General features: G+C 43.5%; 17 protein-coding genes. 3 read left to right on the forward strand and 14 right to left on the reverse strand.

Translation table 11 applies throughout. From position 1 onward, the window contains the following. Positions 1 to 49: 49 nt before the first annotated feature. Complete coding sequence (locus tag ACFSYC_RS13875) at positions 50 to 1006, reverse strand: TIGR01212 family radical SAM protein (RefSeq protein ID WP_377128749.1); 957 nt, start codon at positions 1004 to 1006, stop codon at positions 50 to 52. Between the two features lie 158 nt (positions 1007 to 1164). Between ACFSYC_RS13875 and ACFSYC_RS13880 the strand changes: the two genes are divergently transcribed. Continuing rightward, positions 1165 to 1593, forward strand: a complete 429-nt coding sequence (locus ACFSYC_RS13880) for a hypothetical protein (RefSeq protein ID WP_377128752.1) — start codon at positions 1165 to 1167, stop codon at positions 1591 to 1593. A 3-nt stretch (positions 1594 to 1596) separates the two neighbouring features. On the opposite strand, the gene ACFSYC_RS13885 is transcribed toward ACFSYC_RS13880, so the two are convergent. The 10 genes from ACFSYC_RS13885 to ACFSYC_RS13930 all read right to left on the reverse strand — a co-directional run bounded on the left by ACFSYC_RS13885 (position 1597) and on the right by ACFSYC_RS13930 (position 9372). Further along, positions 1597 to 2412, reverse strand: a complete 816-nt coding sequence (locus ACFSYC_RS13885; protein ID WP_377128755.1) for a TerC family protein — start codon at positions 2410 to 2412, stop codon at positions 1597 to 1599. A gap of 55 nt (positions 2413 to 2467) precedes the next feature. After that, positions 2468 to 3424 carry a hypothetical protein gene (locus ACFSYC_RS13890; RefSeq protein ID WP_377128757.1) on the reverse strand — a complete coding sequence of 319 codons (957 nt, stop codon included), beginning with the start codon at positions 3422 to 3424 and terminating at the stop codon, positions 2468 to 2470. Between the two features lie 7 nt (positions 3425 to 3431). Next, the gene (locus ACFSYC_RS13895; RefSeq protein WP_377128759.1) at positions 3432 to 4547 is read right to left on the reverse strand and encodes a toxic anion resistance protein; all 1116 of its coding nucleotides are present in this window, start codon (positions 4545 to 4547) and stop codon (positions 3432 to 3434) included. Between the two features lie 17 nt (positions 4548 to 4564). Further along, entirely contained in the window at positions 4565 to 5170 is a 606-nt protein-coding gene (locus ACFSYC_RS13900; RefSeq protein WP_377128761.1) for a TerD family protein, read from the reverse strand. A 12-nt stretch (positions 5171 to 5182) separates the two neighbouring features. Further along, positions 5183 to 5737: a TerD family protein gene (locus ACFSYC_RS13905; RefSeq protein ID WP_377128764.1), complete on the reverse strand. Its 555-nt coding sequence runs from the start codon at positions 5735 to 5737 to the stop codon at positions 5183 to 5185. Between the two features lie 6 nt (positions 5738 to 5743). Then, positions 5744 to 6577 (reverse strand): phosphoribosyltransferase family protein, encoded by an 834-nt coding sequence (locus ACFSYC_RS13910; protein WP_377128767.1) that lies wholly within the window; start codon positions 6575 to 6577, stop codon positions 5744 to 5746. After that, a complete protein-coding gene (locus ACFSYC_RS13915; RefSeq protein ID WP_377128770.1) occupies positions 6552 to 7277 on the reverse strand; it encodes an HAD family hydrolase in 726 nt (241 codons plus the stop codon). Before ACFSYC_RS13915 ends, ACFSYC_RS13910 begins: the two co-directional genes overlap by 26 nt. Positions 7278 to 7394: 117 nt before the next feature. Then, a complete protein-coding gene (locus ACFSYC_RS13920) occupies positions 7395 to 8165 on the reverse strand; it encodes an SDR family NAD(P)-dependent oxidoreductase (protein ID WP_377128773.1) in 771 nt (256 codons plus the stop codon). Positions 8166 to 8245: 80 nt separating this feature from the next. Continuing rightward, complete coding sequence (locus tag ACFSYC_RS13925; protein WP_377128776.1) at positions 8246 to 8782, reverse strand: DUF4199 domain-containing protein; 537 nt, start codon at positions 8780 to 8782, stop codon at positions 8246 to 8248. A 113-nt stretch (positions 8783 to 8895) separates the two neighbouring features. After that, entirely contained in the window at positions 8896 to 9372 is a 477-nt protein-coding gene (locus tag ACFSYC_RS13930; RefSeq protein WP_377128778.1) for a helix-turn-helix transcriptional regulator, read from the reverse strand. A gap of 102 nt (positions 9373 to 9474) precedes the next feature. Here ACFSYC_RS13930 and ACFSYC_RS13935 point away from each other — a divergent pair, with 102 nt between their 5' ends. Next, entirely contained in the window at positions 9475 to 11025 is a 1551-nt protein-coding gene (locus ACFSYC_RS13935) for a sulfatase family protein (protein ID WP_377128781.1), read from the forward strand. A 48-nt stretch (positions 11026 to 11073) separates the two neighbouring features. On the opposite strand, the gene ACFSYC_RS13940 is transcribed toward ACFSYC_RS13935, so the two are convergent. Continuing rightward, on the reverse strand, positions 11074 to 11346 hold the full coding sequence (locus ACFSYC_RS13940) for a KTSC domain-containing protein (protein ID WP_377128784.1): 273 nt from the start codon (positions 11344 to 11346) through the stop codon (positions 11074 to 11076). A gap of 278 nt (positions 11347 to 11624) precedes the next feature. Between ACFSYC_RS13940 and ACFSYC_RS13945 the strand changes: the two genes are divergently transcribed. Continuing rightward, the gene (locus tag ACFSYC_RS13945; RefSeq protein WP_377128787.1) at positions 11625 to 12233 is read left to right on the forward strand and encodes an alpha-ketoglutarate-dependent dioxygenase AlkB family protein; all 609 of its coding nucleotides are present in this window, start codon (positions 11625 to 11627) and stop codon (positions 12231 to 12233) included. Positions 12234 to 12254: 21 nt separating this feature from the next. Here ACFSYC_RS13945 and msrA read toward each other — a convergent pair whose 3' ends face one another. Together msrA and ACFSYC_RS13955 are read right to left on the reverse strand one after the other, a co-directional pair. Beyond that, on the reverse strand, positions 12255 to 12746 hold the full coding sequence (gene msrA / locus ACFSYC_RS13950) for a peptide-methionine (S)-S-oxide reductase MsrA (protein ID WP_377128790.1): 492 nt from the start codon (positions 12744 to 12746) through the stop codon (positions 12255 to 12257). Between the two features lie 229 nt (positions 12747 to 12975). Next, positions 12976 to 14454, reverse strand: a complete 1479-nt coding sequence (locus tag ACFSYC_RS13955; protein ID WP_377128793.1) for a PAS domain-containing sensor histidine kinase — start codon at positions 14452 to 14454, stop codon at positions 12976 to 12978. Positions 14455 to 14485 lie beyond the last annotated feature (31 nt).

Consider the following 14485-nt stretch of genomic DNA (forward strand, 5'->3'; position numbering starts at 1 on the left):
TAAAATACTTGTTTTCAGCCTTTATTGCAAAATCGCTGCCAACAGCCGCCTATTGGTTTAATGCACTACCCTGCACTACGCCATTGCTCAGTATTTTTTGATCTATGTAATATTGGATTTCTGATTTTTTTAAGCCCCAGTTGGGTGCTATCAGCAGGTCGCGGTCGCTAAGGCCAAACAGGCGTTGTATTACCACATCCGGGCGAACAAGTGGCAATAGTTCGCACAAAAACTCTGCGTACTCATCCAAACTAAAAAGCTTAAACGGATCACGTTTATATTTAACGCCCATAACAGAGCCCTCAACGATGTGCAGGTGATGAAACTTTACAAATTTTATCTGCGGATAGCGGTTAATCTCGTCGGCATATTTTAGCATCATTTCTTTGCTTTCGCCGGGCAGGCCAAAGATTGTGTGTACGCAAATATCCAGTTTGCTATCCTTAACCAACTCAAGGGCCACCAACAAATCGTCGTGCGTACAACCACGATTTATCTGGCCAAGTGTTTCATTGTAAATGCTCTCCATGCCCATCTCCAGATCTACATCAAAACGGTCGGTATAGCTTTCTAACAATGCTATCTTTTCGGCATCAATACAGTCAGGGCGTGTACCAACAGATAAGCCTACAATATCCTCGGGGCAATAGCTCAGCGCTTCGTCATACAAAGCTTTTAGGTAATGTACCGGTGCGTAGGTGTTAGTATTAGGCTGAAAGTAAATAATAAACTTATCAGCCTTATTCCCCTGGCGGGCACGCTCCATACCCTCCATAACCTGCTGTTTAATGGTTGAGGCGTTGCGGCTTACCGACGGCGTAAACGAGTCGACATTACAATAGGTGCAACCGCCAAAACCCTTACTGCCGTCGCGGTTAGGGCAAGTAAAATTGCCATCAACAATAACCTTAAATACACGGTGACCCGGGTACTTTTGTTTAAGCCAAGGCCCGTAGTTATTATACCCCTTCTCCCAAATACTTGCTGACGTGTCTGTTAACTGCATTGCTATTTTACTGTGATATCACTAATTTGTTGTATGATTTCACAGATTGCAAAGATACGGTTTGATCTGTAAATATGCAGCTGTGCAAATATGCAAACGAGCAGACAGTATATTAATCATTTTTGGCACGATGATCGTTGCGTTTGGATATGAAAAACATGAAATCAATTTTGGGCGGCCTCGCCGGTGCAGCGGCGCTGAATATCCTACATGAAAGCATCCGTCGGTTTGATCATTTTGCACCACGTGTTGATCTGATTGGCGAAGAAGCCCTGACTAAACTAACGAAAGCTGCAGGAGCTACCCCGCTTACGGGTAATGCCCGTTATGGCGCTACCCTTGCCGGCGATTTGGTGAGTAACGCTTTATATTTTGCGCTTATTGGCATTGGCCTTAAAAAGCATCTTATCGCCCGCGGAGCGGCTTATGGTCTGGCTGCAGGTGTTGGCGCACTGGCATTAACAAAACCAATGGGGTTAAGCGACGCACCCGTAAACCGTACGGCACGTACACAGGTTATGACCGTTGCTTATTACGCAATAGGAGGATTAGTAGCTGCTTTAGCTATGCGGGCATTAAAAAAGTGATCATTAGCTTTGGTCTAAAACCTTTTCTGCATCCTCTGCAATTTCAGGTTTCATTATGTTGCGTTTAGGGAAGTTAAATAGCAGCGATGTTACCACAGGAATGATAAAAATTGCCACGGTGAAAATTGATACAAACAGATCCGTTTTTTCGCCTTCAATAGCTTCTGCTATCGGGGTGCCCGGGTAAAAATGGGTGTATAATGACGAGGATAGTTTTATGCCTAATACCGCAATTACAATAAATGCAATTGCTTCAAGGAAAGTGAATTTTTCCATCAGCTTAACAAAAGCCTGCGCTACAAAGCGCATGGCCAATATGCCAATAAACACACCAACGTAAATCAAAAACATGTGGTCGGTAAAGGCAACCGCCGCAAATACGTTGTCTATAGAAAATGCAAGGTCCATTACTTCAACCAAAGCTACTGTTGCCCAAAAGTTACCTATTAAGCCAACGGTTGATTTATAGATCCAGCTTTCTTCTTTTTTAACTGAATCTTCTTCGGCGCTGTTGCCTGCCAGTTTGTCCTTAAAATAATTGAATGCTAAATATAGCAGGTACAAGCCCCCTAAAGGCTTTAACCACCAAATTTTAACCAGCCAACCTGCTAAAAACAGGCAAATACCTCTAAAAACATAAGCGCCAATAATACCATAGCGCAATGCCTTTTGGCGCTGCGCTTTAGGCAAATCAAGCACCATAGTGGCCAGCACCGCTGCATTATCAACAGAAAGTAAGCTTTCAATAACTATCAGGTTTAAAACTATAAGCAGGCCGGCCTGTATATCGTCGCCTAGTAGAGTGTGTAAAAAATCCATCTTGAATGATCTGTTTTTAGTTAGACGGTGTTAATGTTTTGCTGTTACAATAATGCTAAATCATATCGGTATTTAGCATGGCTTTTAAAATATTTGCCTGCGCGTCAAACCCAGCAATGTTTTGAAGGAAATTGATGTCTGATATTTTCTTATAGTTTTCTGCCAAAAGGTTTTTTACCTCAGCAGGTATATTGATACGAATGATTGAAGCGCTGCTTTGCAACTGATCGTTTTTGTCCAGCAGTTCCTGTACGATACGATCATTGCGGGTAACCTCCGTGCCGGTGTTTATGTTACTCAGCAAGTCATAATCGCATAGCAAAAAAATATTACGCGATGGGTAAAATATATACCAAACCGGCTGGTCAATAAACTTATAAATCTCTATGGCAAGGTTGCCGGTTTTTAGGCCGCAATAAAACGCTGTCCGAAAATCAAATTTGCATAGCTTACCCATCAGCTTGCGCTCAATTATAGCAGAGGCATCGGTATATACCTCTTTGGGCTCATAAGCCGTAAGCATACCCAGCATTTCGGCTGTAATGTCAAAAAAATAATCCTGGGCATAACGGGCGCTAAAAGCGTTGATATTTTTAACCAGCGGATACTCATGCGACTCTTCGGACAATACCTGGTATAGCTTACGTAATGAGGTATTTATGCGTAAAGCCTGCCGTTGCTTGTCGTTATCATAATCGTGCTCTGCAAAATCGCTGTCTTGTACGCTTTTTATCAGGTCTTTATTAAGCCTTATCTCTTCAAAAAGCAAACTGCTGTTACGCTCGTTTATCTTTTTTATTTTTTTTAGCAAATCAATAACTGCGGCGGTAAACTGCACATGAAAAAGCTCCAGCTTGTTAATATCAAGCTCGGGGTTTGTTTCATATAACCTATGGATAACCTGCGTGCGCAAGTATATTTTATAAACTATTTCATCCTCAAAAAAGGCGGATAAAATGTGTAGTTTATTTAAATACTGGGTCGACTCGCGTAGTATCGGGTTATCGTCCATTCGGGCACTATCTGCTCACATTGGTCACGTTCTTTTTCAGCTCAGTTTCCAGTGTTTGCAATTCGGTGTTTAGTTGTTTGCGGTTTTGTGCGCCTTGCTCATGTATCTGTTTAACCTCATTTAAGGTTTCAATGAGTGATTGCGTAGTTCGTTTCAGCGTATCTATAGACACAACGGTTTTTTCGTTTTCGCGTGCTACTTCAATACTATTCTGTTTAAGCAAATCGGCATTTTTTTGCAATATAGTGTTTGTCGTATCCGATATTTTACGCTGCATATCCACATTGGCCTTTTGCCTTTGCAGCGCAACAGCTATGGTCAATTGGTTTTTCCATACCGGGATAGTAGTTGAAACAATTGACTGCGCTTTCTCGGCAATTGACGTGTTGTTATTTTGCACTATGCGAATTTGCGCTAAAGATTGCAGCATAATAAACCTAACAATCTTCATATCTGCCAGGCGCTTATCCAAACGCCCGTTAAACTCTCGCAAGTCTGCTATTTCATAGTCGTTATAGGCAGATGGGTTGGCTTCCATTTCGGCCAGTTTCTGCATCAGCTCATCATATTTTAACTGGCCGGATATGATCAGCTCCTCCATTTGGTGGATATAGGTAACGTTGCTGTCAAACATGGTTTGCAACGAGCTGTTATCTTTTATTGCATTGAGCCTGCCTGCCTTAACCTTGTTGGTTATTTTGTCGACGTTGTTAATCACCAGGTCGTACTTCTGGAACATCTTTTTAACGTCGGTAATTAATTTACCTAACAAAGGAATTTTTGACAGGAAGGTTTTAAAAGAGCTTTGCTCCAGCTCATCAACATCAATATAGTTAAGTTCAACCAGTAACTCATTAATCAGACCACCAACCTCGCCAGAATTATAGGTACGCACCGAGCTTAAAAACTGGTTGCTATACTTCTCCATAGAGTTTTGCACCTCTACGCCGAAGTTCAATATAGAGTTAGAATCGGCCGGGTTAAGCGACTTATTCAGATCGTTGTATTTGGTCAGGTCAGCAGGTGCCGCCCGCGTAAGGTCAACGTTGCCATCTTTATCAATCAGTTTAACAGCTGGTGATATTACTTCGGCCGGTTTGTCCGGGGTTAGGTTAGGTTCCATGATAATGTCGTAGCCTGTTATAAATATTGTTGCTTAACTGTTTCTAAAGTTTCCTGTAATTTCTTGTCGCGGGTAGGTTCGCCAACAGCGTTAAACTTCCATTCGCCGTTGCGTTTGTAAAATACGCCTAATACCATTGATACGTGGCCGGCAAAGTTACCGCCTGTAATGTTATATTTAGCAAACACCTCATTAACCCGGGTTGGCGTACCCTCGTAAACGCGCAATGAAGCAAACGGAATGCTGCCAAAATCTTGCCCTCTGAAGCTGTTAAGCACAAAGGCTACGTGGGTAGTAATTGGCGAAAGATCGCCCAGGTTAACAGTTATTACTTCGTTATCCAAACCGTCGTCACCGCCCATGTCGCCGGTAAGGTCGTCGCCGCTGTGTTTAACAGATCCGTTCTTTGATTTAAGGTTACCAAAGTAGACTACTTCTTCAAGCTCTTTTGCGTCGTTAAATAAGGCGCAGCTGGCATCAAGATCCACTGCCTCTGTTTTAGAGCCAAAAAAACCTTTTTTTACAATTGCGCCCCAGTTAATACCTACACATATATTTTGCAGCTTTTTGCCGTCTGATTTTTCAAGGCTTATACGCTGGCCCTTTTCAAGATTGATTGCCATGTTTTTATGGTGTTAGTTATATTTGTTTAAATAATCCTGCAAGCCACCTTTCATACCGGCGCCAACAGCCTCAAATTTCCACTCGTTGTTGCGCTTGTATATGCGGCCAAATTCAACAGCGGTTTCTATAGAGAAATCTTCTTCTAACTCGTATTTCAAAATATCGGTATTGGTTGCCGAGTCAAATACGCGGATGAAAGAGTTGCGTACCTGCCCAAAATTCTGGCGGCGGCTCTCGGCCTCATGTATGGTTACCACAACACATATTTCTGTAGCCTGCGGCGATATATTTGACAGGTCTATTTTTATTTGCTCATCATCGCCATCACCATCGCCGGTAAGGTTATCGCCGGTATGTTCAACCGCGCCGTCCGGCGATTTGGCATTGTTGTAAAAAACGAAGTACTCATCGGCCAAAATCTTTTTGTTATCGCCCATAATAAAAACAGACGCGTCTAGGTCAAAAGCCGCACCGGTTGAGGAGCTGTTGGTATCCCAACCCAGGCCTATAGTGAATTTAGGAGCGTTAATAGCTTCGCGCTGTCCTTTTTGTAGGTTAATTGCCATATTATATTAAGCTAAATTTTTGTTGTAAGATACTAATTGGTTTTTAAGGTGATTAAGGTTAAGCTGGTAACTCTCCATAGTATGGTAGCCATTGCCTAAAGCCATATCATATAATGTATTTATAAACGCGTCGGGTTTGTTCTGTAAAAAAATGCAAAAGCTTTCATGGTCATAGTTCAGTATATATTTTACTATGCGGGTATTAATGCAAAACCTACCACTTTCAATAATTTCATTTAAGTCAAAAATACTTTTAACGCTGTAATAATTCAAATGATTTTCAATGTTTGGGGGGATGTTATGGTTTACCAACTCGCCAAAATAAAGCATGTAGGTAGTATTATCCAAATTATGCGCTTCAATCATCTTACTAATCATCCGCTCATGCCCGCCGGTTATCTTTATATCATCTAAAAATAAGAGTGTTTTGCCCTTTAAAAACATGCTGTCAATATGGAACGAGTCGTTTCCAATTAACTTAAGTCGTTGCTCGGCATCCAACTCGCCATAATCCTCTTTATAAGTAATGGTGCGGTGCACCTTAGTTTCTTGCACAACCGGCCACCCGTGCTGCGCTAGCCAGCGGTTAAGCTTTGCCACAAAATGGTTTTTCATGGTAAAGGTAGCCGTTGGGATGAACGAGTAAGGGCTTGATATAACCACCAGTTGCTGCTGTGCGGTGATATAGCTTAATACGTTTTTAATAAAGCCATCGGCAAGGTCGGCGCCAAAATGGCGGGCAACCTCGTCATCGCCAAACTTAAAGCGGCTGTAATCGGCCGGGCTAAAGCCAAAGTCGGCGGGGTTAGATATTTTATGTAGCGAGTAAGTGGTATGCATTGTTTATAAAACCAGGTAAGTAACGGTTGTTTGAGTTAATCAGCAGGCTTTGTATTCCTACGGCTTGCGCCCCTGCAATATCTGCAATAGGGTTGTCGCCAATATGGATAACCCGCTTAAGGTCAATTTCGGTATGGTGTGCTTTCAACTCTTCAAGCATCAGGTTAAAAAATCCGGAATTTGGTTTTGACATGCCGGTTTCGTCAGAGTATAATTGAAAATCAACGTGCTCGCTGATGCCTATTTGATGTAAAACCTTACGCAATGTTACACCGCGGATAAACCCGGTATTACTTAATATGCCAATAGTCCCCCCGGTTTGTTGTTTAATATGCGCTAGTGCGCCTATGGTTTCATCGCAATAGGCAACAGGTAGGTACTTAAAAACCAAGGCTTCCATATCCGCGTACAGCTCGGCTATATCAATACCCCAAACCCGGCTGTCCCCGTCGTTTATTATGCTTAAAACCATCAGGTACATCTCGTCGGCATCAATGTTTTTGCCGGTTTTTTCGTTGATGAGGTTACACATCAAATCCACCTGCCGAAACACGGCGACAACCTCATCAAGGGGTTTGTTCCTGAAATTAAAATGCTGATAAAAGCACTTTGCGCGCTCTTGCTTAAAAGCAGGGTTTGAGCGGATCAGCGTCAACCAGAGATCAAAAGAAAAATGCTGGTAGCCTGCGTTTAAAAGCATATTTTATTAGTTGAATATTAGGTAATGTAGGCAATTTTTTAAAGCGGGCCAACAATTATTGTAAACGACGGATACTGTATTCGGAATAACTTTGAGGTTAAAAAATGATTAACAAACTTATTTTATCCCGTAAGGTAAGGGGCTAACAGATGTCCAGCCACCGTCAACAATAAGGCTTTGCCCGGTAATGTGCCTTGCTCCGTCGGACACCAGGAATAATGCCGTATTTGCTATATCGCTTACATAAGCCGGGCGACCCATAGGGGTAATTTCAGACCATACGCGTTCGTAATCTTCTTCAAGCATAGTGCGTTCTGTTAGCGTAGCGCCTGGCGCAATCGTGTTTACCGTAATTTTGAAGGGCGACAATTCAAGAACCAAATTTTTGGCCAACATCTCTAAAGCCGCCTTGGTCATGGCGTAACAAGCCAAACTTTTAAGTGCCTGATGCCCCACTACCGACGAGGTAAATAGTATACTGCCACCCTGTGGCTGCAACTTCATTTTATTTGATGCCACTTGCGCCATAAAGAATGATCCGCCCAGGTTTACTTGTAAAACCTTATTAAACGCCTCGGGCGAGTAAGTAGCAAAATCGCCGAATAAAGTAATGCCTGCGTTAGCTATCACAATATCCAAACTGCCATATTGATTCACCGCAGCATCTACAATCTGGTTAATAAAACTAATATCGCTTGAGTCGCCGGGTAATGCTACGCAGCTTTTACCGCCATCGCTGTTTATCGTGGCTGCAGCATTATTGGCCAGTTCGGCATCAACATCGTTCAACAAAACGGTAGCTCCGCCCGCTACCAGTTGGCGGCAAATTTCAAAACCAATACCCTGGCCCGCGCCGGTAACTATGGCAACTTTGTTGTTAAAATTCATACGTAGGGTTATGTGGGTTACAAAAAAGGTCCGGATTTATACAAATCCGGACCCCAAAGTAATAAAATATCTTTTCAGTTTTATGCTGTCGCGATATTATCCTGCTTCTTCTTTTTCAATATGAGGGCAGCAATTACCGATACAAGGATACCTACAGGTAGGATCTCGATATATGTCATGCCGATAAAATAGAGGGGATTTTTATAATCCTGTGTAAATTGTGCCATCTCGGCGGTCTTTGCAGTTATTGCTGCCTGGCTGGCTCCAGCTGCCTGTAGTTTAGCCACTTCATGCTGGCTAAATACCACATCAAAATCGGGCACAAAAAAGTGGTAATCAATTGCCCACATCACCACATATACCGACGATGCTATAAAGGCTATCATTAAACCCATTTTAAACGCGGCACCAAAGCTGATGCTACCCCCTAAATAGTTATCACGATAGTTTTTTATGCCGACAAATATCAGCGAAAAGCCTACCAACATGGCTGTGTAGCCATAGATCATGCCGTTTTCCAGACTGGCATTTTTGTAGCACATCGAGATAAAGAACACGGCCCAGCCCCCGGCAATCAACCCGGCTATTAGCCCACATACAAGTACAATTTTTTTCATGTTATTTGGTTTTGTTTCAATGGCCAAAATTGGGGTAACGCAAACAATTCACAGTCATACTTTTGGGTGATTTTGCTACAAACCTCGCATTTCACACCAGGTAACTCAGATATTTAGGGTATCAGGTTTAAACGTTTGGCTTTTTCAATAGCCAAAGTGCGCCGCCCGGCATCTAATTTCATAAACAAGTTTGACGTATGTGTTTTAACTGTATTTAATGATACAAACAACCGTTCAGCTATTTGCTGACTGCTCAAACCATCGGCCATTAGCTGCAAAACATCCAGTTCGCGTTTGCTGATGCGTAGTTCTTCAAGCACCGCTTCGTTAAGCGTAAACCCCGGGCCGGTAGCTACAAATACCTGCTTCTCCACCACCACGGTGGTAACTTTAGGCTTAATAAGTTTTGTGGCTAACCAAATACCCAACCCGGTAAACACCAACGCTATGGTACCGGCGTAGATCTCAAAAGCATGGCTGATGAGCACAAAACGTAGCTCGAGCCATTGCAGTAAAAACCATAGCACACCCATGGCTAAGCCATATAGTATGGTTTGCTTATGTCTCCGTATAGCGGCTTGTATCCTCATTGCTATGCCTAAGTTAATATAATTTATACCTATTGTTAAAGGATTGATAGCCCGATGTGCTATGTGGGATATTTTGTAGCTTGGCCACATCAATTGTATTTTATGAAACGGTTATACACCCTATTACTAGCTAAATTTGTACTTGTATCTGTAGTATTTGCGCAAACTGCCGTTGTATCGCAACCCAAAGGTTCGCTAAAACTAAGCAAGACCGGCACTGGCAAGCCCCGCAATATTATCTATATTTTGGCTGACGATCACCGTTACGACGCTTTAGGGTTTCTGCACACGCAGGATTTTATAGAGACACCCAACCTTGACCGCATGGCGCGCGAGGGTGCTTACCTGCCAAACGCTTTTGTAAATAACTCGCTTTGTTCCCCATCAAGGGCTACGATATTAACCGGATTGTACTCTCATAAACATACCGTTATTGATAATAACCATTCGGTGCCGCCCAATCTGGTATTTTTTCCGCAATACCTGCAAAAAGTTGGATACCAAACTGCTATGGTAGGCAAGTGGCATGCCGGTAATGACGGTGATGACCCTAAGCGTGGTTTCGATTATTGGGTATCCTTTAAAGGACAGGGCTCGTACCTGCTCGAAAGAAACGGCCTAAATGTTAATGGCCAGCATGTTAAGCAAAAAGGCTACATCACGGACGAGCTGACTGATTACGCTATTGACTTTTTGGACCATCGCAAAAAAGACAAGCCTTTTATGCTGTACCTGGCGCACAAAGGCGTCCACGCGGATTTTATCCCCGCCAAACGCGATAGCGGAAGGGCGGCTAAATACAAGTTTAATCCGCCATTTACTATGGACCCGAAGAACGTTACGGGTGCGCCAATGTGGGTGCAAAACCAGCGTAACTCATGGCATGGTATCGATTTTCCGTACCATAGCGATTTAGACATTGGCGTGTATTATAAGAAGTATGCAGAGACCTTGCACAGCGTAGATGAGTCAGTTGGGAAAGTAATGGATTATTTGAAGAAGGAAGGGCTGTTGGAGTCGACACTCATTGTTTACATGGGCGACAACGGTTTTCAGTTTGGCGAGCACGGGCTGATAGACAAACGCAATGCCTATGAAGCATCTATGCGGGTGCCGTTACTTGCTTATTGCCCCGAGATGATTAAACCGGGCACTGTAGTAAAGCAAGTAGTAGCTAACATTGATATTGCCCCAACCCTGCTTGAAGCCGCCGGACTAAAGGCCCCGGCTTATATGGATGGGATGAGTTATCTGTCTTTATTAGAAGGCAACACCCCGCCAACCTGGCGTACCGGCTTATTGTACGAGTATTTTTGGGAGCGGTCTTTCCCTCACACACCAACCATGCATGCCCTGCGCAATGATCAGTACAAATACATTCATTATTATGGCATTTGGGATACTGACGAATTGTATGACTTAAAGGCCGACCCATTGGAAGCCAAAAACTTAATTCGCGATATCAACTATAAAACACTGATACAAACCATGAATACCGAGCTATTCAAGGTGCTTAATGCATCAAACGGGATGTCGCTGCCATTGCAAACGGACGTTGGCGGGCAGTCAAACCTGCGCAACCAAAATGGGGCGAGCGAGGCTAAATTCCCTGATTATTTATTAAAGGATAAAAAGGCAGATAAGCGCAAGTAACAGACCCTTACATATAGACAGACAAGTCAAATTATACGGACTAAAGCCTCATGCCGGGCCGAACAGCTTGGTTTGTCCCAGCCCGGGGGTTACATCCTCAAAAGGATATTTGCCCTTTATGTGCCTGTTAAACCAAATGCCCTTAACGATGGTTGACCGCATTTGGCTAAATACCTTTGCAGGTACGTTAAGATAGTTATATACTTTGCCCGAATGGTACCTGATGGTCAGCGTTTCAGTGGGCGCATTATAATCGTAATGGGCAATAACGGCGGACGGCATAGCATTAGTCTTTTGATTTTGACTGCTTCTCTTTTTCAAAATGCAGCCGTGCCTGTTTCAAACCCGTGGCAATGGCCTCCCCTTCGTTGCCGGTTGTCTTTAAAACTTCGTTAGCAATCTCGGTAGCCTTTTCGCGTATTTTTTTAGGTTAGTTTTTGTATGATGGCGGGTAATCTCCGTTATACCAGGGCATATTTCCTCCTTTTTACCATAATTGTAGCAAACTGCCTGCCAATCTTTGCCAACGATACTAAATATAGGCTATTTTATTTACTAATATTTTTAGTATATATTTGGGTTAGATTTAAAAGAGGGTGATGGAGCAATTGGCATTATTTGCTATGGCGGGGCAAAGTAAAGGGCTGCCTACAGATTATCTGGAGTATTTTCCGGGCCTGTTTACAACGCAGGAGGGCGACTATTTTTTAAATAAATTTATAGCTGAAACGCCCTGGAAACAGTCCGTCCAAAAAATGTATGATAAGGAGGTGCTTACGCCACGGCTAACAGCCTGGTTTGGTGATCTGGGCACAGATTATTCAAATCCAGGTTTGGTAAGTAACCCTTTGCCCTGGACACCCGAACTACTTGCCATAAAAGAAAAGCTTGAGCCTTTAAGCGGCGTAAAATTTAATAGTGTGTTGCTAAATTATTATCGCGATGGAAATGATTCTGTAGCCTGGCATAGCGATAAAGAAAGCATTTTAGGCAAACACCCCGTCATAGCATCCGTAAGCTTTGGGCAGGTACGTAGCTTTGATATCCGCAATAAGGCGGACCATAGCCAAAAATTTTCGGTACGTTTAGAACACGGTTCATTTTTATTAATGAAAAGCGGTCTGCAGGAGCAATGGGAGCACAGGATAGCAAAATCATCAACGCCAATGACCGCCAGGGTAAACCTAACCTTCAGGGTGGTTATTTAACAAACACTCATTAGTTGTAAGTTAACTTAGCGTCCACTCAGGTCGCTCAAAATGGCAAGTGTAACCGTATGGGTTTTTCTGCAAATAAGCCTGGTGTTCTTCTTCGGCACTCCAAAAATCGCCGGCAGGTACTACTTCTGTAACAACCGGGCCCGGCCATTTGCCTGATGCATCCATTTCTGCGATCAAATTTTGGGCAGTTTCGCGTTGCGTATCGTCCACATAAAATATAGCCGACCGATATGAGGCCCCCATATCATTGCCCTGCCTGTTACGGGTAGTAGGGTTATGTATCATGAAGAAATATTCAAGAAGTGTGCGATACGATATCACAGCAGGATCAAATACAACTTCAATTCCTTCGGCATGTGTGCCGTGGTTACGGTAAGTAGCATTTTTTACATCGCCGCCAGTATAGCCAACCACAGTTGAAACCACACCTGGTTGCTGCCTTATCAATTCTTCAACTCCCCAAAAGCAGCCGCCTGCTAAAATGGCTTTTTCAGTACTCATAGATATGTTTTATTTAATAAACCCCGCGGGCTTAAATTGTTTGCAGATCAAAAATATCAATATTATGAAACACAACGCGCTTAAAGCCGGTAATATGATAATGCGTACAGAAACTGCCCTGAAAAATACAGCCCGCGTTGTTTTAGGTGCCTACCTTGTGTCGGAGGCATTAGTCATTTAACATTTGCCCGTAAAGAACCACCATGACCGGAAGATCTGGCTATAATCGTTATTGTGCTATTGGTAAGCTAAAATGAAAAATGCTGCCTCTGCCGGGCTCGCTCTCGGCCCAAATTTGACCGCCATGGCGCTTAACAATTTCGGCGCATAAGTATAGGCCAATACCAAAACCTGATATTTGTTTAGTTTCAACCTCTTTTACCCGATAATAACGATCAAACAGCAAAGGCAGTTCGTCGGCGTGTATACCCGGGCCGGCATCTTTAACGCTCACCTGCAATAAATCGTCTTTAAGCTGGCAGGCGATATTAATAGGCGTGCCGGCCGGCGAATATTTCACGGCGTTGCTGATTAAGTTGTTAAACACCTGTTCTATCTTTTCTTTGTCGGCATTCAGAAATACTTCGGGGCAAACATCAAATACGATGGGGTGAGTGGCGAAAGATGATTCGGCCTCTTCCTGCACATCGGCCACCAGATCTGCCAGATCAAAACGCTGAGGATCGATCTGCAATTTCCCCGACTCTAACCGCGAAACGTTGAGGAACCCGTTGATCATACGGGTCATTTTAGTATGTTGCTTATTAGCCCGATCAAGCATAGCGGCAGTGGTGTTGTCGCCCCCTTCGGCAGCCCTTTTTTGTGCCACCTGCACATAACTGGTTGCCGATGTAAGTGGTGTTTTTAGCTCATGGCTCACCATGCTGATAAAGTCACCCTTACGGCGTTCGTTCTCTTTTATATCGCTAATATCACGCGTTGTGCCTGCTACCGATACAACCTGGCCCTGTGCATTAATAACCGGGGTTAAAATATAATCGTATACCCTGCGGCCCAAAGTAGCATGCGGGAAACTTACCTCCCCGCGAACCACCTCTTTAGTGGCCACTATATGATCAATTTCGCGCTCATGCATTTCTGCATGCCATGGTTCATAGCCGTTGGCAAGCAGATTTTTACCTATCGCTTCGTCCCAGGTTTTACCCCACATGTTTAGCAAGGCGGTATTAGCATAGTGAAATGTATAGTCCAGGTTAAACACATAGATCAAATCGGGCGTATTTGATGTGATAGTTTCATAAAGCCGCTCGTGCTGCTGCGCTTCATCGCGGGCTTCTTGCAAAGCCTGCTCCATACGCTTGCGTGGTGTAATGTCGGTAGCAGCGCCAAACCATTCCATAAGTTCGCCTTGTTGATTTAAAATTGGAACGGCTTTAGACGATATCCAGCCCAATGACCCGTTTGTCAGCATTATCCTATGCTCTAACGCATAAGTTTTCTTGTCCCGGATAGCTTCGTTAATGGCGTCTTTTACCATTTGCTGATCTAAGGGATGAATATCCTGAGGCATCCAGTTTCTTGATGGCCTTTTAGTATCTGATAAGTAGTCGCCGGAACCCAGTTCGCGTATGTCGCTCCAATCCGCACCCATGCGGTATACCACATCTGATGTCGCGGCTACTAATGCGCGGTAACGCGCTTCGCTATCGCTAATTCCTTGAGTTTCGGCAGCTACAGGTCCTTTCATAACTAAAAGGACAATAACGTAAATTAAATTA

The sequence above is a fragment of the Mucilaginibacter antarcticus genome (genome assembly GCF_042686155.1).
GTDB classification, from domain to species: Bacteria; Bacteroidota; Bacteroidia; order Sphingobacteriales; family Sphingobacteriaceae; genus Mucilaginibacter; species Mucilaginibacter antarcticus.

Excerpts from the sequence above, each read along its gene's own strand:
- ACFSYC_RS13945 (WP_377128787.1), top strand. The coding sequence starts at position 11,625 with ATGGAGCAATTGGCATTATTTGCTATGGCGGGGCAAAGTAAAGGGCTG.
- ACFSYC_RS13890 (WP_377128757.1), bottom strand. The coding sequence starts at position 3,424 with ATGGACGATAACCCGATACTACGCGAGTCGACCCAGTATTTAAATAAA.
- ACFSYC_RS13885 (WP_377128755.1), bottom strand. The coding sequence starts at position 2,412 with ATGGATTTTTTACACACTCTACTAGGCGACGATATACAGGCCGGCCTG.
- ACFSYC_RS13935 (WP_377128781.1), top strand. The coding sequence starts at position 9,475 with ATGAAACGGTTATACACCCTATTACTAGCTAAATTTGTACTTGTATCT.
- ACFSYC_RS13900 (WP_377128761.1), bottom strand. The coding sequence starts at position 5,170 with ATGGCAATCAATCTTGAAAAGGGCCAGCGTATAAGCCTTGAAAAATCA.
- ACFSYC_RS13875 (WP_377128749.1), bottom strand. The coding sequence starts at position 1,006 with ATGCAGTTAACAGACACGTCAGCAAGTATTTGGGAGAAGGGGTATAAT.
- ACFSYC_RS13905 (WP_377128764.1), bottom strand. The coding sequence starts at position 5,737 with ATGGCAATTAACCTACAAAAAGGACAGCGCGAAGCTATTAACGCTCCT.
- ACFSYC_RS13895 (WP_377128759.1), bottom strand. The coding sequence starts at position 4,547 with ATGGAACCTAACCTAACCCCGGACAAACCGGCCGAAGTAATATCACCA.
- ACFSYC_RS13925 (WP_377128776.1), bottom strand. The coding sequence starts at position 8,782 with ATGAAAAAAATTGTACTTGTATGTGGGCTAATAGCCGGGTTGATTGCC.
- ACFSYC_RS13955 (WP_377128793.1), bottom strand. The coding sequence starts at position 14,454 with ATGAAAGGACCTGTAGCTGCCGAAACTCAAGGAATTAGCGATAGCGAA.
- ACFSYC_RS13915 (WP_377128770.1), bottom strand. The coding sequence starts at position 7,277 with ATGCTTTTAAACGCAGGCTACCAGCATTTTTCTTTTGATCTCTGGTTG.
- ACFSYC_RS13910 (WP_377128767.1), bottom strand. The coding sequence starts at position 6,577 with ATGCATACCACTTACTCGCTACATAAAATATCTAACCCCGCCGACTTT.
- ACFSYC_RS13880 (WP_377128752.1), top strand. The coding sequence starts at position 1,165 with ATGAAATCAATTTTGGGCGGCCTCGCCGGTGCAGCGGCGCTGAATATC.
- ACFSYC_RS13920 (WP_377128773.1), bottom strand. The coding sequence starts at position 8,165 with ATGAATTTTAACAACAAAGTTGCCATAGTTACCGGCGCGGGCCAGGGT.
- ACFSYC_RS13930 (WP_377128778.1), bottom strand. The coding sequence starts at position 9,372 with ATGAGGATACAAGCCGCTATACGGAGACATAAGCAAACCATACTATAT.
- msrA (WP_377128790.1), bottom strand. The coding sequence starts at position 12,746 with ATGAGTACTGAAAAAGCCATTTTAGCAGGCGGCTGCTTTTGGGGAGTT.